This is a genomic window from Mycolicibacterium chubuense, assembly GCF_001044255.1.
Taxonomy (GTDB): domain Bacteria; phylum Actinomycetota; class Actinomycetes; order Mycobacteriales; family Mycobacteriaceae; genus Mycobacterium; species Mycobacterium chubuense.
The window spans coordinates 1-23,075 of record NZ_JYNX01000020.1; the positions used below are offsets into that span (position 1 = coordinate 1).

General features: G+C 70.0%; 21 protein-coding genes and 1 tRNA gene. 9 read left to right on the forward strand and 13 right to left on the reverse strand.

From position 1 onward, the window contains the following. Nucleotides 1–208: 208 nt before the first annotated feature. Together MCHUDSM44219_RS04955 and MCHUDSM44219_RS04960 are read left to right on the forward strand one after the other, a co-directional pair. Nucleotides 209–871, forward strand: a complete 663-nt coding sequence (locus MCHUDSM44219_RS04955) for an Rv1363c family protein (protein ID WP_236695358.1) — start codon at nt 209–211, stop codon at nt 869–871. Continuing rightward, on the forward strand, nt 871–1,365 hold the full coding sequence (locus MCHUDSM44219_RS04960; protein WP_048417127.1) for a mammalian cell entry protein: 495 nt from the start codon (nt 871–873) through the stop codon (nt 1,363–1,365). Before MCHUDSM44219_RS04955 ends, MCHUDSM44219_RS04960 begins: the two co-directional genes overlap by 1 nt. Here MCHUDSM44219_RS04960 and MCHUDSM44219_RS04965 read toward each other — a convergent pair. Further along, nucleotides 1,362–2,855 (reverse strand): alpha,alpha-trehalose-phosphate synthase (UDP-forming), encoded by a 1,494-nt coding sequence (locus MCHUDSM44219_RS04965; protein WP_048417128.1) that lies wholly within the window; start codon nt 2,853–2,855, stop codon nt 1,362–1,364. The two genes, MCHUDSM44219_RS04960 and MCHUDSM44219_RS04965, sit on opposite strands and share 4 nt — an antisense overlap. Continuing rightward, the gene (locus tag MCHUDSM44219_RS30235; RefSeq protein WP_162260429.1) at nt 2,855–3,019 is read right to left on the reverse strand and encodes a hypothetical protein; all 165 of its coding nucleotides are present in this window, start codon (nt 3,017–3,019) and stop codon (nt 2,855–2,857) included. Before MCHUDSM44219_RS30235 ends, MCHUDSM44219_RS04965 begins: the two co-directional genes overlap by 1 nt. A gap of 48 nt (nt 3,020–3,067) precedes the next feature. Here MCHUDSM44219_RS30235 and MCHUDSM44219_RS04970 point away from each other — a divergent pair, with 48 nt between their 5' ends. Both MCHUDSM44219_RS04970 and MCHUDSM44219_RS04975 read left to right on the forward strand, forming a co-directional pair. Next, entirely contained in the window at nt 3,068–3,964 is an 897-nt protein-coding gene (locus tag MCHUDSM44219_RS04970) for an enoyl-CoA hydratase (protein ID WP_048417170.1), read from the forward strand. A 46-nt stretch (nt 3,965–4,010) separates the two neighbouring features. Further along, on the forward strand, nt 4,011–4,832 hold the full coding sequence (locus tag MCHUDSM44219_RS04975; protein ID WP_048417129.1) for an SDR family oxidoreductase: 822 nt from the start codon (nt 4,011–4,013) through the stop codon (nt 4,830–4,832). On the opposite strand, the gene MCHUDSM44219_RS04980 is transcribed toward MCHUDSM44219_RS04975, so the two are convergent. From MCHUDSM44219_RS04980 to MCHUDSM44219_RS05000, 5 genes are all read right to left on the reverse strand, one after another. Then, nucleotides 4,829–5,314 carry a (2Fe-2S)-binding protein gene (locus MCHUDSM44219_RS04980; RefSeq protein ID WP_048417130.1) on the reverse strand — a complete coding sequence of 162 codons (486 nt, stop codon included), beginning with the start codon at nt 5,312–5,314 and terminating at the stop codon, nt 4,829–4,831. The genes MCHUDSM44219_RS04975 and MCHUDSM44219_RS04980 overlap by 4 nt on opposite strands. Beyond that, complete coding sequence (locus tag MCHUDSM44219_RS04985; protein WP_048417131.1) at nt 5,307–6,182, reverse strand: FAD binding domain-containing protein; 876 nt, start codon at nt 6,180–6,182, stop codon at nt 5,307–5,309. Before MCHUDSM44219_RS04985 ends, MCHUDSM44219_RS04980 begins: the two co-directional genes overlap by 8 nt. Then, entirely contained in the window at nt 6,179–6,838 is a 660-nt protein-coding gene (locus tag MCHUDSM44219_RS04990) for an SRPBCC family protein (RefSeq protein ID WP_048417132.1), read from the reverse strand. The genes MCHUDSM44219_RS04985 and MCHUDSM44219_RS04990 overlap by 4 nt, the downstream gene beginning before the upstream one ends. After that, nucleotides 6,829–9,180, reverse strand: a complete 2,352-nt coding sequence (locus MCHUDSM44219_RS04995; RefSeq protein ID WP_048417133.1) for a xanthine dehydrogenase family protein molybdopterin-binding subunit — start codon at nt 9,178–9,180, stop codon at nt 6,829–6,831. Before MCHUDSM44219_RS04995 ends, MCHUDSM44219_RS04990 begins: the two co-directional genes overlap by 10 nt. Nucleotides 9,181–9,253: 73 nt before the next feature. Further along, nucleotides 9,254–10,375 (reverse strand): XdhC family protein, encoded by a 1,122-nt coding sequence (locus MCHUDSM44219_RS05000; RefSeq protein WP_048417171.1) that lies wholly within the window; start codon nt 10,373–10,375, stop codon nt 9,254–9,256. A 42-nt stretch (nt 10,376–10,417) separates the two neighbouring features. Here MCHUDSM44219_RS05000 and MCHUDSM44219_RS05005 point away from each other — a divergent pair, with 42 nt between their 5' ends. Beyond that, nucleotides 10,418–11,287: a DKNYY domain-containing protein gene (locus MCHUDSM44219_RS05005; protein ID WP_048417134.1), complete on the forward strand. Its 870-nt coding sequence runs from the start codon at nt 10,418–10,420 to the stop codon at nt 11,285–11,287. Nucleotide 11,288: 1 nt separating this feature from the next. Here the strand turns inward: MCHUDSM44219_RS05005 and MCHUDSM44219_RS05010 are convergent, their stop codons facing one another. After that, nucleotides 11,289–13,334, reverse strand: a complete 2,046-nt coding sequence (locus tag MCHUDSM44219_RS05010; RefSeq protein ID WP_048417135.1) for a glycoside hydrolase family 183 protein — start codon at nt 13,332–13,334, stop codon at nt 11,289–11,291. A 195-nt stretch (nt 13,335–13,529) separates the two neighbouring features. Here MCHUDSM44219_RS05010 and MCHUDSM44219_RS05015 point away from each other — a divergent pair, with 195 nt between their 5' ends. Both MCHUDSM44219_RS05015 and MCHUDSM44219_RS05020 read left to right on the forward strand, forming a co-directional pair. Next, nucleotides 13,530–14,861 (forward strand): cytochrome P450, encoded by a 1,332-nt coding sequence (locus MCHUDSM44219_RS05015; RefSeq protein ID WP_048417136.1) that lies wholly within the window; start codon nt 13,530–13,532, stop codon nt 14,859–14,861. Further along, a complete protein-coding gene (locus MCHUDSM44219_RS05020) occupies nt 14,846–16,153 on the forward strand; it encodes an acyltransferase (protein ID WP_048417137.1) in 1,308 nt (435 codons plus the stop codon). Before MCHUDSM44219_RS05015 ends, MCHUDSM44219_RS05020 begins: the two co-directional genes overlap by 16 nt. Here MCHUDSM44219_RS05020 and MCHUDSM44219_RS05025 read toward each other — a convergent pair. The 4 genes from MCHUDSM44219_RS05025 to MCHUDSM44219_RS05040 form a co-directional block, all read right to left on the reverse strand. Continuing rightward, entirely contained in the window at nt 16,150–18,711 is a 2,562-nt protein-coding gene (locus MCHUDSM44219_RS05025; protein ID WP_048417138.1) for an ABC transporter permease, read from the reverse strand. The genes MCHUDSM44219_RS05020 and MCHUDSM44219_RS05025 overlap by 4 nt on opposite strands. Beyond that, nucleotides 18,708–19,412: an ABC transporter ATP-binding protein gene (locus tag MCHUDSM44219_RS05030; RefSeq protein WP_048417172.1), complete on the reverse strand. Its 705-nt coding sequence runs from the start codon at nt 19,410–19,412 to the stop codon at nt 18,708–18,710. Before MCHUDSM44219_RS05030 ends, MCHUDSM44219_RS05025 begins: the two co-directional genes overlap by 4 nt. Before the next feature lie 64 nt (nt 19,413–19,476). Continuing rightward, nucleotides 19,477–19,551 (reverse strand) — tRNA-Thr (locus tag MCHUDSM44219_RS05035). 29 nt (nt 19,552–19,580) lie between these two features. Further along, nucleotides 19,581–20,315, reverse strand: coding sequence for a hypothetical protein (locus MCHUDSM44219_RS05040; protein ID WP_048417139.1), 735 nt, complete (start codon nt 20,313–20,315; stop codon nt 19,581–19,583). A gap of 95 nt (nt 20,316–20,410) precedes the next feature. Between MCHUDSM44219_RS05040 and MCHUDSM44219_RS05045 the strand changes: the two genes are divergently transcribed. Beyond that, the gene (locus MCHUDSM44219_RS05045; protein ID WP_048417140.1) at nt 20,411–21,127 is read left to right on the forward strand and encodes a response regulator transcription factor; all 717 of its coding nucleotides are present in this window, start codon (nt 20,411–20,413) and stop codon (nt 21,125–21,127) included. 42 nt (nt 21,128–21,169) lie between these two features. Beyond that, the gene (locus MCHUDSM44219_RS05050) at nt 21,170–22,621 is read left to right on the forward strand and encodes a sensor histidine kinase (RefSeq protein ID WP_048417141.1); all 1,452 of its coding nucleotides are present in this window, start codon (nt 21,170–21,172) and stop codon (nt 22,619–22,621) included. Here the strand turns inward: MCHUDSM44219_RS05050 and MCHUDSM44219_RS05055 are convergent. Beyond that, entirely contained in the window at nt 22,614–23,018 is a 405-nt protein-coding gene (locus MCHUDSM44219_RS05055; protein ID WP_048417173.1) for an HIT family protein, read from the reverse strand. The genes MCHUDSM44219_RS05050 and MCHUDSM44219_RS05055 overlap by 8 nt on opposite strands. Between the last annotated feature and the right edge of the window lie 57 nt (nt 23,019–23,075).

Here is a 23,075-nt window from a genome sequence, read left to right on the forward strand (position 1 = left end):
GCCCACCGAGGTCGGCGTGCTCGACGAGCACCGGGAGCGGGACCAGCTACGACCGCAACGGGAAGTTCGTCGACCCCGCGGGCGGGACTGGCATCTTCGCCCCCGGAGCTGACAAACTGGCGCCCGCAGAGAACTGGGTCGACCTGATGTTGTCCCCGAAGCAGGTATAGGCAGTCCGTTTGTGGTTGAAGAAGTAGTGGGAGAAGCCGTGTCCAGGCCTGCCCGGCGCCGCGCCTCGCGTGCCGCCGGGCCGGCCAGTGTCACCGAACCCGAGAGCGTCACGGCCGTCGTCGTCGACGCCCCCACCGCGAAGGTGCGTCCGTCGATATCGGCCGCGCCGCCGCCGCGACGTCCCGCCCACCGCGGACTGGTGGCCCTGGTGTCGCTGCTCACGCTGGTCGTGCTCGCCGGCGCGGTGGCCGGGGGAGTGGCCTGGATGCTCGCCACCCAGCGCACCGAGAAGGCTCAGCTGGCCCGCGACCAGCGCTTCGTCGACACCGCGTCACAACTGGTGATCAACATGTTCAGCTACAACCAGGACGACATCGACGACAGCGTGAACCGCTTCGTCAACAGCACCAGCGGGCCGCTGCGCGACATGCTCAGCCAGGACAACAACGTCGACAACCTCAAGGCCATCTTCCGGGACACCAACGCCAGCTCGGAGGCCGTCATCAACGGCGCCGCGCTGGAGAAGGTCGACAACGTCAGCGGCAACGCGGCGGTGCTGGTGTCGGCGCGGGTGACCGTGACCGACATCGACGGCACCAACAAACCCTCGCAGCCCTACCGGATGCGGGTGATCGTGCACGAAGACGACAACGGACACATGACCGGCTATGACCTCAAGTACCCCGACGGCGGCAACTGATGGGTGATCGGGTCGCCAAGTTCGTCGCGGCGCTGGGCGTGCTGCTGGCTCTCGGGCTGGTCGTCCTGGGCGCCGTCGGCGGGCGGCTGTATTGGAGCGGCGTCGAGCTGCGGGGCGAGCAGACCGCCCGCGCTGAGCTGGCCCCCCTTGCCCAGCAACAGATTCCGAAGGTCTTCGGGTACGACTACCAGACCGTCGAGCGCAGCCTCAACGAGATCTATCCGCTGCTGACACCGACCTACCGCAGGGAATTCGAGGACCGCGCGACCAAGGACATCATCCCGCAGGCGCGCGACCGTCAGCTCGTCAGCCAGGCGAACGTCGTGGGCGTGGGAGTGCTGGAGGCGCAACGTAATTCGGCGTCGGTGATGGTCTACATGAACCGCACCGTCACCGACAAGTCGCGTCAGCCCGTCTACGACGGGAGCCGGCTGCGCGTCGACTACCAGAAGGTCGACGGCAAATGGCTGATCAACTACATCACGCCGATCTAGTCCGACGTCCCGGCCAGCGCCTCCAGGAATGACCGCGCCCAGCGGTCCACGTCGTGGGCGAGCACCTGCCGGCGCAATGCCCGCATCCGCCGCCTGCCCTCTTCGGGCGCCTGCGTCAGCGCCGCCTCGATCGCGTCCTTGACGCCCTCCAGGTGATGCGGGTTGGTCAGGTAGGCCTGGCGCAATTCGGCTGCGGCTCCGGTGAATTCGCTCAGCACCAGGGCGCCGCCGAGATCGCTGCGGCACGCGACGTACTCCTTGGCCACCAGGTTCATCCCGTCCCGCAGCGGGGTCACCAGCATGACGTCGGCGGCGACGTAGAACGCGATCAGATCCTCGCGGGGCACGGGGCGGTGCAGGTAGTGCAGGACGGGGTGGCCCACCTCCCCGTACTCGCCGTTGATGTGCCCGACCTGGCGCTCGATGTCCTCACGCATCGCGATGTAGCTCTCCACCCGCTCGCGGCTGGGGGTGGCCAGCTGGACCAGCACAGTGTCGTTCGGGTCGACCCGGTGCTCGTCGAGCAGCTCGGAGAACGCCCGCAGCCGCACGTCGATGCCCTTGGTGTAGTCCAGCCGGTCGACACCGAGCAGGACCTTGCGCGGGTTGCCCAGCTCGGCGCGGATCTCGCGGGCCCGCTGGCGGATCTTGCGGGTGCGGGCCTGCTGGTCGAGATCGCCGGCGTCGATCGAGATCGGGAACGCGCCCACCTTGACGGTGCGGAACCCGACGTTGACCTCACCGAAGCGGGACCGCACGCCCACGCTGCCGCGTGAGGTGTTCGCGCCGACCAGGCGGCGGGCCAGGATCAGGAAGTTCTGCGCGCCGCCGGGCAGGTGGAACCCGACCAGGTCGGCGCCCAGCAGACCCTCGGTGATCTCGGTGCGCCACGGCATCTGCATGAACAGCTCGACCGGCGGGAACGGGATGTGCAGGAAGAAGCCGATGGTCAGATCGGGCCGCAGCATGCGCAGCATCTTGGGCACCAGCTGCAGCTGGTAATCCTGCACCCACACGGTGGCGCCTTCGGCGGCGGTCCGCGCGGTCGCCTCGGCGAAGCGGCGGTTGACCTCGACGTAGCGGTCCCACCACTCCCGGTGATAGATCGGCTTGACGATGACGTCGTGGTAGAGAGGCCACAGCGTGGCGTTGGAGAAACCCTCGTAGTACTCGGCGACGTCGTCGGCGGACAGCCGCACCGGCACGAGCGTCATGCCGTCCTGCTCGATCGGATCGTCGAAGCTGTCCGGGTCGTCGGCGTCCTGCGGCACGCCCGGCCAGCCGACCCAGGCGCCGCTGCGCTTTCGCAGCAGCGGCTCGAGTGCGGTCACCAGCCCGCCCGGACTGCGCTTGAACTCGGTGGTGCCGTCGGGCAGGAACACCATGTCGATCGGCAGCCGGTTGGCGACGACCACGAAGTCGGCCTTCGCCGACGGTGGAGCGGACTGCGCCGCGCCCGAGCGGTCCTCGGGGCCGCTCGGGTCGGTCATCAGGCGTCGAGCTTCGCCGGTCCGATGCCGAGCATCGACAGGAAGACGCGGCACTCGTCGGCGTCGGTGGCGTAGGCGGCGACGACGCGGCGCGCCTGGCGTTCGGTGCTGTCGGCGATCGGCTCGACGTCGCCGAGCTCGGCGGGATCAGATTTGGCAGGCATGCCACAACTCTAGCCAACGCCCGGCGCAGGGCCGTTACTGTGCTCGATGTGGCCGACGCCGAGCAGGTGACGTACGAAACCCTCGACGACGGGCGGATCGCCCGGATCTGGCTGAATCGCCCCGACGCGCACAACGCGCAGTCCCGCACACTGCTGGTGGCACTCGACGAGGCGTTCGGCCGCGCCGAGGCCGACGACGAGGTGCGGGTGGTCATCCTGGCCGCCCGTGGGAGGAACTTCTCGGCCGGCCACGACCTCGGCTCCGAGGCTGCGCTGGCCGAGAGGGCCCCCGGCCCCGACCAGCACCCGACGTTCCGGATCAACGGCGCGACCCGGCCCGCGATCGCCGAACGGACCTATCTGCAGGAGTGGCACTACTTCTACGAGAACACCTGCCGGTGGCGTGACCTCCGCAAGATCACCATCGCCTCGGTGCAGGGCAATGCGATCTCCGCCGCGCTGATGCTGATCTGGGCCTGCGACCTGATCGTGGCCGCCGACGACGCCAGATTCAGCGACGTCGTCGCGGTCCGGATGGGCATGCCCGGCGTCGAGTACTACGCCCATCCGTGGGAGTTCGGCGCCCGCAAGGCCAAGGAGCTGCTGCTCACCGGCGATTCGATCGACGCCGACGAGGCACACCGGCTGGGCATGGTGTCGAAGGTGTTCGCCCGCGCCGAGCTCGAGGACAAGACCGTGGAGTTCGCGCGGCGCATCGCCGAGCGCCCGACCATGGCCGCGCTGCTGGTCAAGGACTCGGTGAATGCCGCCAGCGATGCGATGGGCTTCGCCGAGGCGCTGCGTCACGCCTTTCACATCCACGAACTCGGTCACGCCCACTGGGCGGCGCACAACGAGAACCGGTATCCGATCGGCCTGCCGCCCGAGGTTCCGGACTGGCGCACGTCGGGACCGCCAAAGCCTGCTCGCCGCGACCAGCCGTGACGTATAACTGGAACCTGTTCTAGTTAGGTCGTCGAAGGAGTCGAGCGTGGAGATCTCGTTGTCGGGACGGACGGTGCTCGTCACCGGTGGGGGCAGTGGGATCGGCAAGGCGGTGGCCACGGCCGTGGTGGAGGCCGGCGGCAACGCGATGCTGATGGGACGCAACGCCGACAAACTCGCCGCCGCCGTCGAGGAGATCGGCGGCTCGGCGCGCTACGAGCCCGGCGACGTCACCAACGAGGACGAGGTGGCGCGCACCGTGGCGGCGGCCGCCGCGTGGACGGGCCGGCTCGACGGCGTCGTGCACTGCGCCGGCGGCAGCGACACGATCGGCCCGATCACTCATCTGGACTCCACGGCGTGGCGTCGGCTGATCGACCTGAACATCAACGGCACCTTCTATGTCCTCAAGCACGCGTCCCGCGAGATGGTCCGCGGCGGCGGCGGATCGTTCGTCGGCATCTCCTCGATCGCGGCGAGCAACACCCACCGGTGGTTCGGCGCCTACGGCGTCTCCAAGGCCGGCCTCGACCACATGATGCAGCTGGCGGCCGACGAGCTCGGGCCGTCGCTGGTACGGGTGAACTCGCTGCGGCCGGGCCTGATCCGCACCGACCTGGTGGCGGCGATCTTCATGTCACCGGAGGTCAGCGGGGACTACGCGGCGGCCACCCCGTTGCCCAGGCCGGGAGAGGCCGAGGACGTCGCCAACGCGGCACTGTTCCTGCTCAGCGATGCCGCGAGCTACATCACCGGCCAGCTGATCAACGTCGACGGCGGCATGATGCTGCGCCGCGGGCCCGACTTCTCGGCGATGCTCGAACCCGTGTTCGGCGCCGAGGGTCTGCGCGGGGTGGTGACGGACTAGCTGCCCGCCGCGTCGAGCACCTCCGCGGCGCGCCGGACCGCGTTCACGATGCCCTGGTAGCCGGTGCACCGGCAGAAGTTGCCCGACAGACCCTCGCGGATCTCGTCGTCGCTGGGGTGCGGGTTGTCGCGCAGTAGTGCGGTGATGCTCGTGACGAAACCCGGCGTGCAAAAACCACATTGGAGTCCGTGGCACTCGCGAAGCGCGGCCTGCACGGGCGAGAGCGTGCCGTCGGCGTCGGCGACGCCCTCGACGGTGGTGACCTCCTGCCCGTCGACCTGGACGGCGAAGATCAGGCAGGAGCGCACCGCCTGCCCGTCGAGCAGCACCGTGCAGGCGCCGCACGCGCCGTGCTCGCAGCCCAGGTGGGTGCCGGTGAGCCCGCACCGCTCCCGCAGATAGTCGGCCAGCGTCACCCGCGGCTCGACGGACGCGCGGTGGCGCCGGCCATTAACCGACACCTCGACGGGGATCTCATGCACGACGGGCCTCCGTGGTCGCCTCGAGCCAGGCCCGCGCCGCCATCGTGGCGCCGACCTTCCTGCGATAGTCCGCGCTGCCCTGCAGGTCGGCGGGGATGTCCTCGAGGGCCGACACCGCGAGCCGACCCACCTCCTCGGCGGTGACGTCGGTGACGGGTCGGCCGACCAGCGCACGCTCGGCCGGGGTGCCGCGCTGCGGCTTCGAGCCCATGCCGAGCAACCCGATGCCGCAGCGGGCGACGGTGTCGGCATCGTCGAGTTCGACCGCCACGGTGGCGCCGGCGATCGCGAAATCGCCGTGGCGACGCGCGAATTCGTGCACCGAGAAGCCGACCCGGCCGGACCACACCGGGAAGGTGACCGCGGTGAGGATCTCGTCGGCGGCCAGCGCGGTCTCCCACAGGCCGGTGAAGAAATCGGCGGCCGGGACCCGGCGGGTGCCCCGCACCGAGGTCGCCTCGATCTCGGCGTCGAGGGTCAGCGCGACGGCGGCGTACTCGGCGGCCGGGTCGGCGTGCGCGATCGCGCCGCCGAGGGTGCCCCGCGTGCGGATCTGGAAGTGACCGATGTGCGGTGTGGACAGCGTCAGCAGCGGAACCGCTTCGGCCACTTCGTCGTCCAGTCCGACCAGGGCGTGCGGTGTGCCCGCGGCGATGCGCACGGTGTCGACGCGCCGCTCGATGTCACACAGTTCCCCGATGCGCGAGATGTCGATCAGGTTGTCGAAGTGGGTGAGTCGCATCGCGAGCATCGGCACCAGGCTCTGCCCTCCGGCGAGGATCTTCGCGTCCTCGCCGAGGTCGGCGAGCAGCGACAGCGCACCGGCGACGGTGTCGGGCCGGTGGTAGGCGAACGGGGCCGCTTTCACGACAGCAGCCGGGCCAGGGCGGCCTGCAGATCCTCGGCCAGCATCGCAGCCGGGCCTCTGCGCCTGCGGCGGCCGAGCAGGAAGCCGGCCGCACCCGAGAGGGCGGCCGCGACGAGCACCGGGGCGTAGCGTTTGGCGATCGGCGCGGCGACCACCCGCAGCAGGTCGACGGAGTCGTCGGCGGGCGCCGCGGATGTGGTCGCGGCCGGTGTTGTTCCGCCCAGTTCGGCCTCCAGGGCGCGGGCGAACTGGGCGATCAGATTCCCCGAGACGTCGGCGAGCACGCCGCGGCCGAACTGGGCGGCCTTGCCGGAGATGGCCAGGTCGGTCGCGATGGCGACGTAGGTCGACTCGCCCTCGTCCTTGAGGTGGGCGGTGACGGTGGCCGCGGCGGTGCCGTTGCCCCGGGTCTCCCGGCCCTCGGCGCGCAGCACGATGCGTCCGGCCGTCGCATCCTTCTCCTGATAGGACGCAACCCCTTTGTAGGACACCGTGATCGGGCCGACCTTGACCTTGACCGCGCCGTCGAAGCTGTCGCCGTCGACCGACAGCAGGGTGGCGCCGGGCAGGCACGGCGCGACGCGCTCGACGTCGGTGAACACCTCCCACACCTGAGCGGCGGGGACGGCGACCCGGAAGTCGTTGTTCAGCTCCACTGTTCGTGGTCCTTTCCTCTGCCGGCGCGTTCGATGAGGTCGACGATCGTGGCCGGGGTGGCGGGCAGGTCGGTCACCGTGACGCCGAGCGGGGCCAGCGCATCGTTGATCGCGTTGATGACCGCCGGCGGGGAGCCGATGGCCCCGCCCTCGCCGGCGCCCTTGTAGCCGCCGACACCCGGGCCGGGGATCTCGACGTGACCGAACTCGATCGGCGGGACCTCGGTGGCGGTCGGCAGCAGATAGTCCACGAAGGTGGACGCGACGGGGTTGCCCGCGTCGTCGTAGGCCAGGTTCTCCAGCAGTGCACCGCCGATGCCCTGCACGGTCCCTCCGGCCACCTGTCCCTCGACCACGTTGGGGTTGATCATCGGGCCGACGTCCTCGCTGACGATGTAGCGGGTCAGCGTGACCTTCCCGGTGTCGACGTCGACCTCGCAGGTGCACACGTGAGTCGCGTTGGCCCAGTGGATCATCGCCTGGGAGGTGAATCGGGCGGTGGCCTCCAGGGTGGCCGGGACACCGCCGAGCTGCGCCGGCTCGTAGTAGGAGCGGTAGGCGATCTCGGCGAACGTCACGCTGCGGGCCGGATCGGTGCGCAGGGTGGCCCGCGAGTCGGCCAGTTCGATGTCGGTCTCGGCCGCCCCGAGCATCTGCGCGGCGATCGCGAGGATCTGGCCGCGCAGGATCGCGCCGGCCTCGTGGACGGCGCCTGCCGTCATGGGTCCGCTGCGGCTGCCCTGGGTGCCTGCGCCGTACGGGGTGACCGCGGTGTCGCCCTGAATGGTGGACACGTCGTCGATGTCGGCGCCCAACGCATCCGCGGTCAGCTGCACCACGGTCGTCTCGATGCTGTTGCCGGCCGAGCCGCCGTTGACGTAGACGTTGACCTTGCCGGTCGGCTCCATGCGCACCGTCGCGCCCTCGGTCGCGAGGTGACCGGTCGCGGCACCGGTGGGTTCGATGTAGGCCGAGAAACCGAGCCCCACATAGCGGCCTTGCGCGAGCGCGTCGGCCTGCTCCTTGCGGAACCCCTCGTGGTCGAGGATCTTCACCGCCTGCTCGAACGTGTCGGCGGGCGCGCAGTTGTCGTACGGCATGCCGTTGGGGTTGACGTACGGCATCTCGTCGCCGCGCAGGATGTTGATGCGGCGCAGCTCGACCGGGTCGATCCCGATCTTGCGGGCCGCGCTGTCGAGAAGCATTTCGCGCGTCAGGGTTTCGTACTGCCACGGGCCGCGGTAGGCGTGCAGGCCGGGGGTGTTCGAGAACACCGTCTTGTAGGCGAAACTGGCCTTGGGCACCCGGTAGGGGCCGGGGAAGAACATGCCGATCGCGGCGGTGGTGAGCACCGGGTAGGGCGTGGGGTAGGCGCCGACGTCCTGGACGAAGTCGATGTCGGCGGCCAGGATCTTGCCGTCGTCGTCGAACGCCATCCGCACGGTGCCGTCGACGTGGCGTGACTGCCCGGCCGACATCAGGTTTTCGCGCCGGTCCTCGATCCACTTCAGCGCGGCCGGTACCTTGCGGGCAGCCAGCAGGATGCACATGTCCTCGCGCATCGGCACCACCTTCTGGCCGAACGCGCCGCCGGTGTCCCGCATGATGACGCGCACCCCCTGGGCGGGGATGCCGAGCAGTCGGGCGGCGAACGCGCGCAACTCGTGCGGCGTCTGCGTCGAGGCCCAGACGGTGAGCTCGCCGGTGCTCGACGACCACTCCACGACCATGCCGCGCGTCTCCATCGGCACCGGCACGTACATCTGCTGGTAGATGTGTTCCTCGACGACGTGCGGTGCGGAGGCGAACAGATCCTCGTCGGGCGGCGCGCCGGCGAGGCCGCCCGCGACGTTGTCGGGGTAGGCGGCGTGCACGATCACGTCGCTGCCGACGGCGTTGCGGAAATCGGCGACGGCCGGCAGCGGGGTGTAGCCGACCTCGACGAGGTCGACGGCGTCCTCGGCGACGTAGCGGCTGTCGGCGACGACCAGCGCGACGGGATCGCCGACGAACTTCACCTCGCCCTCGGCCAGCGGCGGGCGCGGGGTGTCCGGGATGTCCTTGCCGGCGACCGCGTGCCACGCCTCCACGACGTCGGGGTTGAGGTCGGCGGCGGTGAACACGGCGTGCACGCCGGGCAGGGCCAGCGCAGCCGCGGTGTCGATGTCGTCGATCGTGGCGTGGGCGAACGGGCTGCGCACGAAGCAGGCGTGCAGCATTCCCGGGCGGGTGACGTCGTCGACGAAAGCGCCGTGACCGGTCAGAAGACGGCCGTCCTCGACCCGCGGGACGCGTCTGCCGGCATAGCGCGTGCTGACGGTGTCGACGGCGGTGTCGGTCACGGGGAATCACCCTCCTGAAGGCTCTGAGAGTGACGTTATCGCAATCGAGAGCGACATTTCCAGCATTGGTGTCTCACGACGGGTGGTGGATCCGCCCGTCGGTCTCGGCCAGCGGTCGGCCGCCGCCGCCCCAGCGACGGGCGATGATCTCCGCGGCGATCGACACCGCGGTCTCCTCGGGCGTGCGGGCGCCGAGGTCGAGTCCGATCGGGCTGGACAGGCGGCTCAGTTCGGCGTCGGTCAGACCGGCCTCCCGCAAGCGGCGCAGCCGGTCGTCGTGCGTGCGCCGCGACCCCATCACCCCGACGTAGCCCACCTCGGGTAACCGCAGCGCGACCTCGAGCACCGGCACGTCGAACTTCGCGTCGTGGGTGAGCACGCAGATCGCTGTGCGGGCGTCGATCGCCCCCCGCTCGGCCTCGCCGGCGAGGTACCGGTGCGGCCAGTCCACCACCACGTCCTCGGCGGCCGGAAAGCGTGGCGCGGTCGCGAACACCGGGCGGGCGTCGCACACGGTCACCCGGTACCCGAGCAGTGCCGCCTGCGCGGCCAGCGCCGAGGCGAAGTCGATGGCGCCGAACACCAGCATTCGCGGTCGGGGAGCGTGGCTGGCGACGAAGACCTCCATGCCGGCGTCCTGTCGTTGTCCGTCGGGGCCGTAGGTCAGCACGCCGGTGCGCCCGGCCGCGAGGAACCCCCTGGCGTCGTCGGCGATCGCGTCGTCGGCGCGCGCGGAGCCGACCGACCCCTGGGTCGTGTCCGCGCCGATGACCAGGCGCCGCCCCACCCACGCGCGGTCCGGATGGGCGATGACCGTGGCGACGGCCACCGCGCGGTGCGCGGCGATGTCGTCGGCGACGTCCTGCAGGTGCGGAAACGTCTGCTGCGAAACGGCTTCGGTGAAGATGTCGATGGTGCCGCCGCACGTCAGGCCGACAGCGAACGCGTCGTCGTCGCTGACCCCGTAGCGCTGCAGGTCGGGGCGCCCGCTCGCCGCGACGCCTACGGCGGCCTCGTACACCGCGGACTCGACGCAGCCGCCCGACACCGACCCGGTCACGCTGCCGTCGGGAGAGACCAGCATCGCGGCTCCGGGCGGGCGCGGCGCCGAGCGCATCGTGCGCACCACCGTGGCCAGCCCTGCGGTGCCGCCGGTCTGCCAGACCGCCAGCAACTCGTCGAGGACGTCACGCACGAGCGCAGTGTATGCCCGCAGCCGACGTGCTTCGATGGTCACATGCGCCCGATCGTCGCCGCCGCTGTGGCGATGCTGGCCGCGCTGGTGGTGGGCTGCGCGCACGACGACGCGCCGAGTTCGATGTTCGACGATGCCGGCTACCACGTTCGCGGCGGCGCCGTGTACTTCCTGAACCCGTTTCCCGGTAAGGCTTTTCGGATCGTCAGCGCCGATCCGGCCACGTTCGAGCCGATCGACCGCACCTATGCGCGCGACCACGAGCGCGTGTACATCGACGGTCATCCTCTCCCGGGTGCCCGGGCCGGCACGTTCGAACTCCTCGACCGGCCGGGGCTGGCCCGCGACAGTGCACGGGTCTACCTTCGCGACCGGATCATCAGCACCGATCCGGACGGCTTCGAGTTGCTCGACGGCGGCCTCGCGCGCGACCGGACCCGCGTGTACTGGTCGGACGGATCGGTGTTGTCCGACGATCCCCGGCACTTCACGATCGTCTCCGACCGGGCCGGCTACCTCTACGCCAAGGACGGCCGGGCGGTGTACGTCAACGGCGCCGCCATCGACGGTGCGTCACCGCAGGGCTTCCGGATTCTCGACGGCGCCTACTCGACCGACGGCGTCGCCGTCTTCTCCTTCGACCGGCAGATCCCCGGCGCCGACCCGCGCAGCTTCCGGACCGTGGGCGGGCCGTATGCGGTTGACGCGCAGCAGGTTTACTGGATGGGCCGGGTCATCGATGGGGCCGACCCGACCACCTTCACCGTGCTCAACGCCAACTTCGAGTGCTCGGCCGACCGGCACCGCGCGTACTACCGGCAGACCGTGATCGCCGACGCCGACCCCGCCGGGTTCCCACCGGAGCGACCGGTCACAGGCTGCTCGGATTCGACGATCTCGTTCGGCCGCTGAGCTACACCTTGGTCAGGTCGGTGTGCATCAGCATGACGTCATAGCTCGACCACAGCGACAGGTTCCAATACAGATCCGACCCCGTGCCCAGCGTCGACGGAGACCAGGGATGCAGCATCGGGGCGTAGATGCCGCCCGGCTGCTGGGTCATCAGCACCGCCGCATCGGACCACACGCCCTCGGGGGTGTCGGAGGTCCGCATGACGATGCTGTTGTTCTGATCCCCGTAGAGCACCACGTACTTGCCGAGATAGTCGTTGTACTGCACCGACATCTCGCTGACGGTGTAGCCGGGCTTGAAGGAGCCCAGGAACCCGCCGGACTTTCCGATGATCGCCGTCGCCGCCGACGGATTGCCCTTCACCCACGCGGCCGGCGTGGTGCCGAAGAAGCTGGACTTGGCCCCCTTGTAGTACTCGTACTTCGACGCGTCGAGGATGTTCTCCGGTGCGACGCGGGCGAGATACGCCGCTCCCTGGCGCCCGTTCGGAGTGCCGTACATGTAGACGTAGCCGTCATCGCCCTTGACGAACGCCGACTGCTGGAAGTTCTTGTTGCTGCTCAGGAACGAGTTGTAGCGCACGCTCTTCGGGTCGACGGTGAAGTTCTCGCCGTTGTCGTAGGAGTACGCGATCGCCGAGTAGTTCGTGGTCCACTTGCCCGAGGAACCCCACTTCGACACCGACATGAAGCTGACGTACTGCACTGTGCCGAAGGGCGTCTTCTCGGTGACTTCGGTGGGCAGCGAGACACCCGCGGTCGGGATCAGCGTCACCGAGTTCGGCAGCCAGCCCGGCCGGTTGATGATCGGCCGCGCGTTGACCGGCCCGTCCAGCGGCGCGCCGCCGAACATGTTGCCGGTGAACCACTCTCCGTTGGGGATCGTGATGCCGTCGGACAGATCGGTGTCCGAGCTGCGGAACAGCGTGTTGTAGATGTGCCGCGGGGTCATGTTGGGTCCGGCGAAGGTGTCGCCGACCGCGATGAGGACCTGGTGTTCGTTGTACGGCGTCGTGGGGTCGTCGACCATGCCGTTGTCCCACATGGTCCCGACGTCGGTGCCGTAGACGCTGAACCGGTTGAGGGTGTTGGCCAGCGTCTTGTCCCCGTAGACGTAGTTGCCCGTCACCCAGCTGACGAAGTTCGTCGATGGACTGACCTGGGGATTGAGCCACGGCGAGTACGGGGTCAGCGCTGCGGCGGCGGCCTGCTGGTCGGTGGCCGTCAGAGCGGCGGTCTCCACACGCGGAGTGCGGGCCGCCGACAAGGTCTCGAGTTCACGGCGGGCGACCGACATCAGCGCCCACAGGAACGGCGGCGCGGGGGACTGGCCTTGGCCGCCGGAGTCGGCGCGCTGGTGGGCCCAGTCGACCATGCTGCGTACGACATTGACGACGGCCTTCACCAGGGGCCGGTCGACGGGGTCGGCCTGCTGGTCGGTGCTCACCGCCGACGAGGTGACGGTGCGTGATGCGGTGCTCGGCGCGGCGGTGCCGGTTTCGGTGTCGTTTTTGGTGTCGGTGCGCAGCGTCAGCGTGGCCGACTGCCGGGGCGGCTCGGCGGGGTCCGTCGGGGTTGCGGTGATCCGCGACAGGCGCGTGGGGCGGGTCTCGTCCGTGGCCGCGGAGGGCGCGTCTTCGGTCTCCGAGTCACTCTTCGTCGTCGTCTTCTCCGACGACGCACCGGCGGTCGCCCGCGCCGGCTTCTTCCACGACAGGCCCTGTTTGCGCTTGGTGGTCGGCGCCGGATCCTCGGCGTCGGCGTCCGATGCGCCGACCCTGTCCGGCTTGTCGGCCTTGCCCGGCTTGTCGGTCCTGTCCGGCTTGTCGGTCTTGTCGGTGGTATCCGGTGCGCTGCCGGCCGCGGCCGAGGTGTCGGTGCGCTCGGACTTATCGGTGCGATCGGACTTATCTGCGCTCGCCGAGGCCGCCGGCTTCGACGCCGAGGACGTGTCGTCGGCCATCGCATGTCCTGCGAACACCACTGAACCGATACCCAACGCGACGGCCAGGGCGCCGACACGGCCGACGTACGCTGCGGAACTCAAAAGAAAACCCTCCAGAAGCGGTAAGCGTCCCCCGACGTACACGTCATTCAATCGCAACACAACAGGGGCGGCCGGCAAAAGGGAAGTTCGGCATCGGTTTCGTTTCCCGACCGTGACCGCGCAGACGGGGCGTGCGGGCGTCGGCGTGCAGTAGCCCACTACTGATTCCGTCCGGGAAGTGACGCGTCATGGTTCATGTCGAGGTGCACTGCGAGAGGACGCACAATGGGCCGGACTCCGCCGACTGTGAGGTCGCCCAGGCTGGTGCAGGGTGTCGAGTTCGCCGTGCTCCGGCGCCGCGCGATGCACACCTGGACGAGCCGGCGCGGGCGCGTCTTCGCCATCGACGTCCCGTTCTTCGGCCGCTCCGTCGTCGTCTCCGATCCCGCGGTGGTCAGGTCGATCTGCGCTGCGGATCCGCAACGACTGGTCAACGTGCGGCCCAACATGAGCAATCTGTTCGGCTCGGGTTCGATCTTCGCCCTGGACGGCGCCGCCCATCACGAGCGACGCCGGGTGCTCGCCCCCGCCCTGCGCGGGCACCGGCTCGCCGCCTGCGAGCAGATCATCGAGCGGGAGACGCTCCGCGAGTGCGCCACCTGGCCCGACGGTGTCGAGTTCGCGACGCTGAGGCCGATGAGCCGGATCACGCTCAACGTGATCCTGCGGATCGTCTTCGGCGACGCACCGGACGAGATCGCCGCGTTGCGCCGTCTGGTCCCGCCCTTCATGCGGCTCGGGCAGGTGCTGGCGTTCGCGCCCGCGCCCCCGCCGTGGATCCGGGGCTGCACGCCGTGGCGCAGGCTCGACGCCTTCCGCGCCGACTTCGACCGGATCGTGACCACCCTCGTCGACAAGGCCCGCGCCGATCCGCGGTGCGCGGAGCGCACGGACATCCTGTCTCTGCTGCTGCGGTGCGGCCGGTGCGAGGGTCTCGCGGCGCTGAGCGACGAACTGCTGACCCTCATCGGTGCGGGGTACGAGACGACTGCAGCGGCGCTCGCGTGGACGTTCGAGCGATTGCGGCGGCACCCGGATGTCCTTGCCGATCTGGTACGGGAGGTCGACGACGGCGGCGCGGCGCTCCGACGGGCCGCTGTCTTCGAGGTGCTGCGTTCCCGGACGGTGCTCGACGTGGCCGGCCGTCGCGTCGAGGGGCCGACCATCGACCTCGGTGGCTGGCAGGTTTCACGTCACCGCACCGTGCTCATCCGCATCGCCGATCTGCACGAGGATCCCGAGAACTTCACCGACCCAGGCGCCTTCGATCCGCACCGATTCCTCGGGGTCAAGCCGGCGGCTCCGACATGGCTGGCGTTCGGCGGCGGCACGCGACGGTGTCTCGGCGCGGACTTCGCCATCACCGAGATGGATGTCGTGCTGCGCACCGTCCTGCGGCACGTGCGCATCCACACCGATGACGCCGCCGACGAGAAGTCCCGTTTCCACGGCGTAACGAACGCGCCGAAGCGCGGCGGCCGCATCGTCGTCGACCATCGAACGGAGCCGTCATGGCCACCCACCTGATCCGGCCGCAGTCGGTGCGACCGCTCGACATCCGGTGCAGTGTCGGAGACGTCATCGTGGCGAACCTGGCTGTGCACGTCGTCTTCTTCTTCGAAAAGCGTTTGGAGACAAACGCACTGATGAAGTCCCTGGCCCGCGCTCTGGCCGGTGTGCCGATCTTCGCCGGACGGTTGCGCTGGGCCGAGGGCGGATTGCAGATCCGGTGCACCGGGCAGGGTGTTCCGTTCTCCGAGGCGTCGGCCGGCGTGACGATCGGTGAGGCCGTGCGTTCGGTGGCGGCGGACAGAGGACTCTGGTTGGTCGACCCGGTGAACGCGGTGGCGGCCCGATGGGGATGGGGCCCGCTGTGCACGGTCCGGGCCACCCATCTGGCCGGAGGTGCCACCGCGATCGGGATGTCCTGGCATCACTCGGTCGGTGACCTGCAGACGATGATGTTCCTGATGAACGCGTGGGCGGCAGCCGAGGCCGGCGAACCGATCACCGCGCCGCTGATCGTCGAGGACCGCGCCGCTCATCTCGCCGAGTACCTGCCCGCCGACACGGCGCGTGAGCCGGGCGTGCGCCACCTCGGTCTTGGTGAATTCGTCCGCAGCGCCGTGTATCTGGCCAAGGACGCGCGCAGGCAACGGACGCTCAGCCTCTATTTCGGCGACGAGGAGATGGGCCGCATGCGCGACGCGTATGGATCGCGGATCCGGCTGTCCGACAACGACATCGTGTGCGCTCATGTCGCTGAAGCCCTGATGAGATCGGACCCGACCGTGCTCCGACGCCGGCTCGCGATCGCGGTGAATGTCCGCCGCAGGTGCGGGCTGGATCCCCTGCTCGCCGGCAACATCCTCACCACACTGTCGGTCGAGCTGCACAGTGGTGAGGCCGCGAGCGAGATCGCCGAGCGCATCCGCCACCACGTCGACCGGTTCGGCCAGGAGCACTGCGACCTGCGCGGCAATCAGCGAATCCTGGACAGCAGCCGCGGCTCACAGGCGGCGCGCTGCGTGTCCACTGCTTTCGAACCCGCGCACTGGAATCCCCTCCTGTCGAACTGGAGCGGGTTCGGCCTCTACGGCATCCGGCTCGGCGACGCCCATCCCTGCTTCTGCACGGCCGTGCTGAGGCCACCGGTCGCGGGGCTGGGCGCCGTGCTGGAGGGGGCGGGTGGCCGCGGCCTGATGGTCCAGATGTCCCTGCCGCCCAACGACTTCGCGGCGTTTCAGCGCGTCGCGGCCGACGGGGATCTGCATCGCTTCCGCCGGACCGGCGACCAGATCCCCGCGGTCCACGTCTAGCTGTCGCGCAATACCTCGGCCGTCTCCAGCCGGCGTGACCGGATCACCGGATACGCCGCGGCGGTCAGGACGAGCCCGAACACGGCGACGATCCCGGTCCGCACGGGCAGCGCCGGCACCCCCCAGTCGATGGCGATGCCGTAGTAGACCGGTGAGCCCAGCGACCACAGATAGGTCAGACCGATACCGCCGAGCACCGCCACGACGGCGACCAGCGAGGCGAGCAGGACCGCGTTGGCCACGATCGTCAGCTGCTCCTGCACGGAGGTCGCCCCGACCGCCCGCAGCACCGCCCGCTCGCGGGTGCGCTGCACCAGCCCCAGCACGAAAACGTTCAGCACGCTCACACCGGCGGCCGCCATCACCACATAGCCGGCGATCGTGAACGGTTGCAGGAAGCGGGTGATGCCGCGGGTGGCTTCCGAGCGCCACTGCTCGTCGTCGTACACGCGCAGACCGGCGTCGAGCCCGGTGAAGTCGGTACGGTGTGCGGTGGCCTCGGCGGGGGAGGAGTAGGCCACCGCGACCTGATCGCGCAGCGCGGCCCAGTCGGTGCGGGCCAACGGGGCCGATACCAGCACGATGTCGCCCACTGCGGCGTCGTTGACCATCCGCGGACGGAAGATCCCTGCGACGTCGAACGTCTTCGGACCTGCCACGGTGGGCAGCGTGACCGTGTCGCCCGGACCGACACCCAGCCGGCTCGCGGCGATCGTGCTCAGCCCGACGGCCCCGTGGGCCAGCCCCGTCCAGAAGCGCTCCGGGGCGTCCGGCCCGTACAGCGCGGTGCTGTACCAATCGCCCGGCGTGACGCCGACGACCAGCCGCGCGTCCGCGCCCGACGAGATCGTCGAGCGCCACCGCGACGACACGCTGCGGCCCCCTGCGGCCTCGGCGATCGCCGGGTAGGTGTCCTCGGCGAGCCGGCCGTCCCGCTGATCCAGGACTGACTGGGGGGAGATCAGCAGGGCGGCCGGCAGTCTGGAGGCCTTCTGCGCGGCGATCTGCTCGGTGCCGAGCACCTGCATGCTCTGCGACCCGATGGCCAGGCTGGTGGCTTCGGCGAGCAGGGCGGCCGACAGTGCGAACAACAGGGCGTAGCGGCGGAAGTCGGCGCCCAGCAGACGTCCGAGCGCCGGATGGGCAGTCGTGATCAGGGCGATCAACGGGCCGGCGGCACGCGGCGCGATCCACACCGTCGTGAGCACCACGCCGCACAACCCGACCGTCATCGCGTCGACCCCGACGCGCACCGGCCACGGCCCGCGCGCGAACACCGTCGACACCGCGACGGCTCCCACCAGCAGGCTGACGCCGGCGAGCAACGGCCACAACGGGATTCGTCGTTCCCTCTGCATACCACCGACACTTGCCATCGAGGCCAGCGGGCCGGTGCGCATCAGCCGGGCCGCCGGTCCGGTCATCGCGAAGGTGCCACAGACGGCACCGGAGATCGCCCCGGTGACGACCAGGGTCGGGGTGAAGTGTGCGGTGATCGTCGCGCCGGATCCGGCCAGCATCGACTGCCCGAACCGATCCACCAGGTACGTCCCCAGCAGGAAACCGCTCGGCACCCCCAGCAGACCGCCGAGCACGCCGACCACGGCGCCCTCGCCCAGCATTCCGCCGAACAGCCCGACCGGCCCGGCGCCGATCGCGCCGACGGTTCCCATCACCGTGCGCCGGTCCTCGACCGCCAGCAGGATCGTGTTCACCGCGATGAGAATCCCGACGATGATGCCGGCCAGCGCGACCAGGTCGAGACTCTGCTTGCTGTTCTCGAACACCGCCGGCAGCTGCGGGCGGGGTGGCCCGGTGGTCGCCACCCCGGCGACGACCCGGTCGACATCGGCCGCGACGCGCGGCGCATCTGCGCCCGGCACGACGAAGGCGGCGGTGGCGTAGCCCGGCGCGCCGAGCAGACGTGCCGCGAGTTCGGCGCTGGGTGCCAGCAGCACGTAGCCGTCGTTGATGCCTTTCACGCGCTCGAATTCCGGAAACGTCCAGCCGAGGTGCGCCGCGCCGCGGGGCAGCCCCGGGATGCGGATCTCGTCACCCGTGTGCAGGCCCAGCCGTTCGGCGATCACAACCGGAATCTGCAGCGGCACGCCGGGACCGGCCGCCGGCGGGTCGCTGCGGGCGCGGCGCTCGCAGTCGAACGGGCCGACCAGCAATTCGATCTGACACGACCCGCCGAGCAGGAAGAAGCCGTGGCTGCCGGTCGCGTCGCCCACCGGTGTCAGGTTCCCCACGACCGGGATGACCGCCTCGGCTCCGGTCACCTCCGTGCGCAGCCGCTCGACGACGTCGAACGGCAGCCGGCCTTCGACGTTCGGGGTCACCGCGATGACCTCGGCACCGGCCGCTCGCACGAGGGACGGACCGAACGAGTCGAACGGGCGGACGAGTTCGGCTTTGAGGATGAGGACCCCCAGAACCACCGTCACGCCGAGCGCGACTCCGATGATGCTGAGCAGGGTCCGGTGCCAGTCTGCGGCCAGCGCGGCGAGGTGGATGCGTCGGAACGACAACCACTGCGCGCGGAGCCTGCGCGTCACGCCTGCCCCGCGACGGCGGTGACCGCGCCGGCGTGCCCGTCGACCAGGTGCAGTTCGCGGGACCCGTAGCTCGCTGCTGTCCGGTCGTGGGTCACCATCACGACCGCGGTGCCGTCCTCGTCGGTCAACGCGCGCAGAAGGTCCAGCACCTCGGCCGATGAGTGGCTGTCGAGATTTCCGGTGGGCTCGTCGGCGAGCACCATCGACGGTCGGGCCACCAGTGCGCGCGCCACCGCCACGCGCTGCAGCTGACCGCCGGAGAGTTCGGCCGGCCGGTGCCGGGCCCGGTCGGCGAGCCCGACCCGGGCCAGCAGCTCGGCGGCGCGGGCGTCGGCCCGGCGTGCGGGCACGCCGTCGAGCACCAGCGGCAGGGACACGTTCTCGACGGCGGTCAGCATCGGCACCAGGTTGAAGAACTGGAACACGAAGCCCAGGTTGCGGCGACGGAAGGCGGCACGGGCCGCGACGCTCATCGACCAGACGTCCCGCCCGGCGACCGCCACGGTGCCACGGTCCGGTTCGTCCAGTCCGCCCGCGACGTGCAGCAGGGTGGACTTGCCGGCCCCCGACGGTCCGGTCACGACGACGAATTCGCCTGCGAACAAGGTGAAGTCGACGCCGACCAGCACGCGAACCTGTTCGTCGCCTCTGCGGTACGTCTTGTCGACGTTCTCGAGTCGCAGTACCGGATCCCCGCTCACCCGGGTAATGGTCACGCCGGTGTGCGGCTGCGCGTGCAGTAGCGCGCTACTGCACTTCGCGCGGTGGAGCCCCCTGTCAGGATTGAACTGACGACCTACGCTTTACAAGAGCGTTGCTCTACCGCTGAGCTAAGGAGGCGTGCGGGGGTCAGCTTATCGGGTCCGGGCTCACTCCTCGACGTCGATAACCCTCTGCGTGGTCGCCGGGCGGGAAGAGAAGCGGCCGCGGGGGCGCCGCCCCGGCAGCGGGATCCGATCGGCGATGTTGCTCAGCGGGTTCACCACCTGGCTGAGCACGATCACCGCCTCGCGCAGCGCCTCGATCGTCGGCTCCAGAGCCTCCAGACCGGGCGTCAGGCGGTTCAACGTGTCGGCGACCGTCGCGAGTTGTTCGAGCGGGCCGTTGCGGGCGGTGAGCGTGTCGACGACGCCGCCCTCGGCGAACAGCCGGTCGGCCACTCCGTCCTCGGCGAGCAACCGGTCCACCAGGCCGTCCTCGGCCAGCAGCTGGTCGACCAGCCCGCCAGGCTCGATGGCGCGCATCAAGCCGCCGTCATCCTGGGTGAGCCGGTCCAGCGCGCCGCCGGGAGCGGTCAGCCGATCCACCACGCCGCCGGGTTTGAGCAGCCGGTCCAGCGCACCGTCCGGCGCGAGGGCACGGCCCAGCGGTTGGTCCTCGTCCATCAGCCGGGCCAGCCGGTTGGCCCGTTCGACCGCGTCCTGGACACCCAGCATCGACGCGAACGATGTCGGCGTCTGACGGACTCCGTCCCGGGTCTCACCCAGCGCCCTGCGGGCGATGCCGAGACCGCCGCCGGCCACCCCGAGGCCCACGTCGGCGACCGCGAGGCCCACCCGCATGGGGGCCAACGCGACATCGCTGAGTGATCTGCCGAGATTCATGCGCCCAGTCTAGGAACAGCGCAAGATGAAACTCACAGGAAGTGCACAGCGAGCGTGCAGCACCCTGCCAATCGCAGAGTTGAACATTGAGGGCTATGGCCATGCCTGCGCACGAACACGTCCCCGAAGCACGCATCCTGGTGGTCGACGACGAGACCAACATCGTCGAGCTCCTCTCGGTGAGCCTGAAGTTCCAGGGCTTCGAGGTGTACACCGCATCGAACGGTCCCGCCGCCCTCGACATCGCCCGCGAGACGAGGCCGGACGCGATCATCCTCGACGTGATGATGCCCGGCATGGACGGCTTCGGGCTGCTCCGCCGGCTGCGCGCCGACGGTATCGACGCGCCCGCGCTGTTCCTCACCGCCCGCGACTCCCTGCAGGACAAGATCGCGGGGCTGACCCTCGGCGGCGACGACTACGTGACCAAGCCGTTCAGCCTCGAAGAGGTGGTGGCGAGGCTGCGGGTGATTCTGCGCCGCACCGGCGGCGGCGTGCAGGAGCCCCGCACCTCGCGGCTGACGTTCGCCGACATCGAACTCGACGAGGACACCCACGAGGTGTGGAAGGCCGGCGAGCCCGTCTCGCTGTCGCCGACGGAGTTCACGCTGCTGCGCTACTTCATCATCAACGCGGGCACGGTGCTGTCGAAGCCGAAGATCCTCGACCACGTGTGGCGGTACGACTTCGGCGGTGACGTCAACGTCGTCGAGTCCTACGTGTCGTACCTGCGCCGCAAGATCGACACCGGCGACAAGCGTCTGCTGCACACCCTGCGGGGTGTGGGCTACGTCCTGCGCGAACCGCGCTAGACGTTCGCGCCCACACCGGTGGTCACCGTTGACAATGGAGGCGTGGATCAGATCAGACGCGGGATCCCGCTCCGCGTAGGACTCGTCGCCGCCACGCTCCTCCTGGTGGCCTGTGGATTGCTGGCGTCCGGGATCGCGGTCACCACGATCATGCATCACAGCCTGATCAACCGCGTCGACGACACCTTGCTCGATGCGTCGCGGGGCTGGGCACAGGTTCCGCGGCAGACCCCGGCCATCCCGGCCGACCAGGGCCCGAACCCGGCCCGTCCGCCGTCGGACTACTACGTACGCGGGATCGACCCAGACGGCCACGCGTGGGTCGCGGACAACGACCGCGACGCCGAGCCCGCGCTGCCGGCGAACAACGACGTCGGACCGGGGCCGGTCACCGTCGGCAGCGTCGACAACGCCGACGTCGAGTGGCGCGCCATGACGGTCCGCGGTCCCCGCGGTGAGCTGACGACGGTCGCGATCGATCTCTCGGACGTGAAGTCCACGACCCGCGCGCTGGTCTACGCCCAGGTCGGCATCGGTGTCGCGGTGCTGATCGTGCTCGGCATCGTCGGCTACGCGGTGGTGCACCGCAGCCTCAAACCGCTGGCCGAGGTGGAACAGACGGCAGCCGCCATTGCGTCGGGCCAGCTGGACCGCCGCGTGCCCGAACGCGATCCACGCACCGAGGTCGGCCGGCTGTCGCTGGCGCTCAATGGCATGCTCGCCCAGATCCAGCGGGCGCTGGCGTCGTCGGAGTCGTCGGCCGAGCAGGCGCGCGAGTCCGAGGACCGGATGCGCCGGTTCATCACCGACGCCAGCCACGAGTTGCGGACGCCGTTGACGACGATCCGAGGCTTCGCCGAGCTGTACCGGCAGGGCGCCGCCCGCGACGTCGAGATGCTGATGGGTCGGATCGAAAGCGAGTCCCGCCGGATGGGGCTGCTCGTCGAGGATCTGCTGCTGCTGGCCCGCCTCGACGCGCAACGTCCCCTCGAGCAGCACCGGGTGGACCTGCTCGCGCTGGCCAGCGACGCCGTGCACGACGCGCAGTCGATCGCGCCGCGGCGGCCCATCCGCATGGAGGTCTTCGACGGACCCGGCACTCCCGAGGTGCTCGGTGACGAGGCGCGGCTGCGGCAGGTGCTGTCCAATCTGGTGGCCAACGCGCTGCAGCACACGCCGGAAACCGCCGGGGTCACCGTCCGCGTCGGCACTGATGGCGACACCGCGGTGCTCGAGGTGTGCGACGAGGGGCCGGGCATGAGCGACGAGGACGCGCAGCGGGTGTTCGAGCGGTTCTATCGGGCCGACTCGTCACGGGCCCGGGCCAGCGGCGGCACCGGACTGGGCCTGTCGATCGTCGACTCGCTGGTCTACGCGCACGGCGGCAAGGTCACGGTGACCACCGCGCCGGGCCGCGGCTGCCGGTTCCGGGTCAGCCTGCCCCGCATCGCCGAGGCGGCGGTGCCGGAGGAGCCGTCGGTACCGGTCAGCTGAGTTCGGCGATCGCGGCCTTGATCCTGCGCTGCGCGTCGTCGAGCGATTCCGGCGACGGATTGTTGTCGACATTGGCGAATCCGAAGTCCGACAGGTCGCGCGCCGGGAAGACGTGCACGTGCAGATGCGGCACCTCGAGACCGGCGATGATGACGCCCGAGCGTTCGGTGTCGAAGGCCCGGCACACGGCCTTGCCGATCAACTGGGCGACCTCCATGACGCGGGCGAACACCGGGGCGTCGATGTCCTGCCAGTTGTCGATCTCAGCGCGCGGCACCACGAGGGTGTGACCGGGCGTCATCGGCTGAATGGTCAGGAACGCCACGATGTCGTCGTCTTCGTAGACGAATCGGCCCGGCAGTTCGCCGTTGATGATCTTCGTGAACACGGTCGCCATGATCACGAGCATGCCATCCGCGGCGGCTGTGGCTCCGAACACATCACATGGACCGTC

Coding starts and splice junctions, on each gene's coding strand:
- MCHUDSM44219_RS30235 (WP_162260429.1), bottom strand. CDS start 3,019: ATGCCTGCCAAATCTGATCCCGCCGAGCTCGGCGACGTCGAGCCGATC.
- MCHUDSM44219_RS05020 (WP_048417137.1), top strand. CDS start 14,846: ATGGCCACCCACCTGATCCGGCCGCAGTCGGTGCGACCGCTCGACATC.
- MCHUDSM44219_RS05015 (WP_048417136.1), top strand. CDS start 13,530: ATGTCGAGGTGCACTGCGAGAGGACGCACAATGGGCCGGACTCCGCCG.
- MCHUDSM44219_RS05005 (WP_048417134.1), top strand. CDS start 10,418: ATGCGCCCGATCGTCGCCGCCGCTGTGGCGATGCTGGCCGCGCTGGTG.
- MCHUDSM44219_RS05040 (WP_048417139.1), bottom strand. CDS start 20,315: ATGAATCTCGGCAGATCACTCAGCGATGTCGCGTTGGCCCCCATGCGG.
- MCHUDSM44219_RS05055 (WP_048417173.1), bottom strand. CDS start 23,018: ATGGCGACCGTGTTCACGAAGATCATCAACGGCGAACTGCCGGGCCGA.
- MCHUDSM44219_RS04960 (WP_048417127.1), top strand. CDS start 871: ATGGGTGATCGGGTCGCCAAGTTCGTCGCGGCGCTGGGCGTGCTGCTG.
- MCHUDSM44219_RS04965 (WP_048417128.1), bottom strand. CDS start 2,855: ATGACCGACCCGAGCGGCCCCGAGGACCGCTCGGGCGCGGCGCAGTCC.
- MCHUDSM44219_RS05045 (WP_048417140.1), top strand. CDS start 20,411: ATGGCCATGCCTGCGCACGAACACGTCCCCGAAGCACGCATCCTGGTG.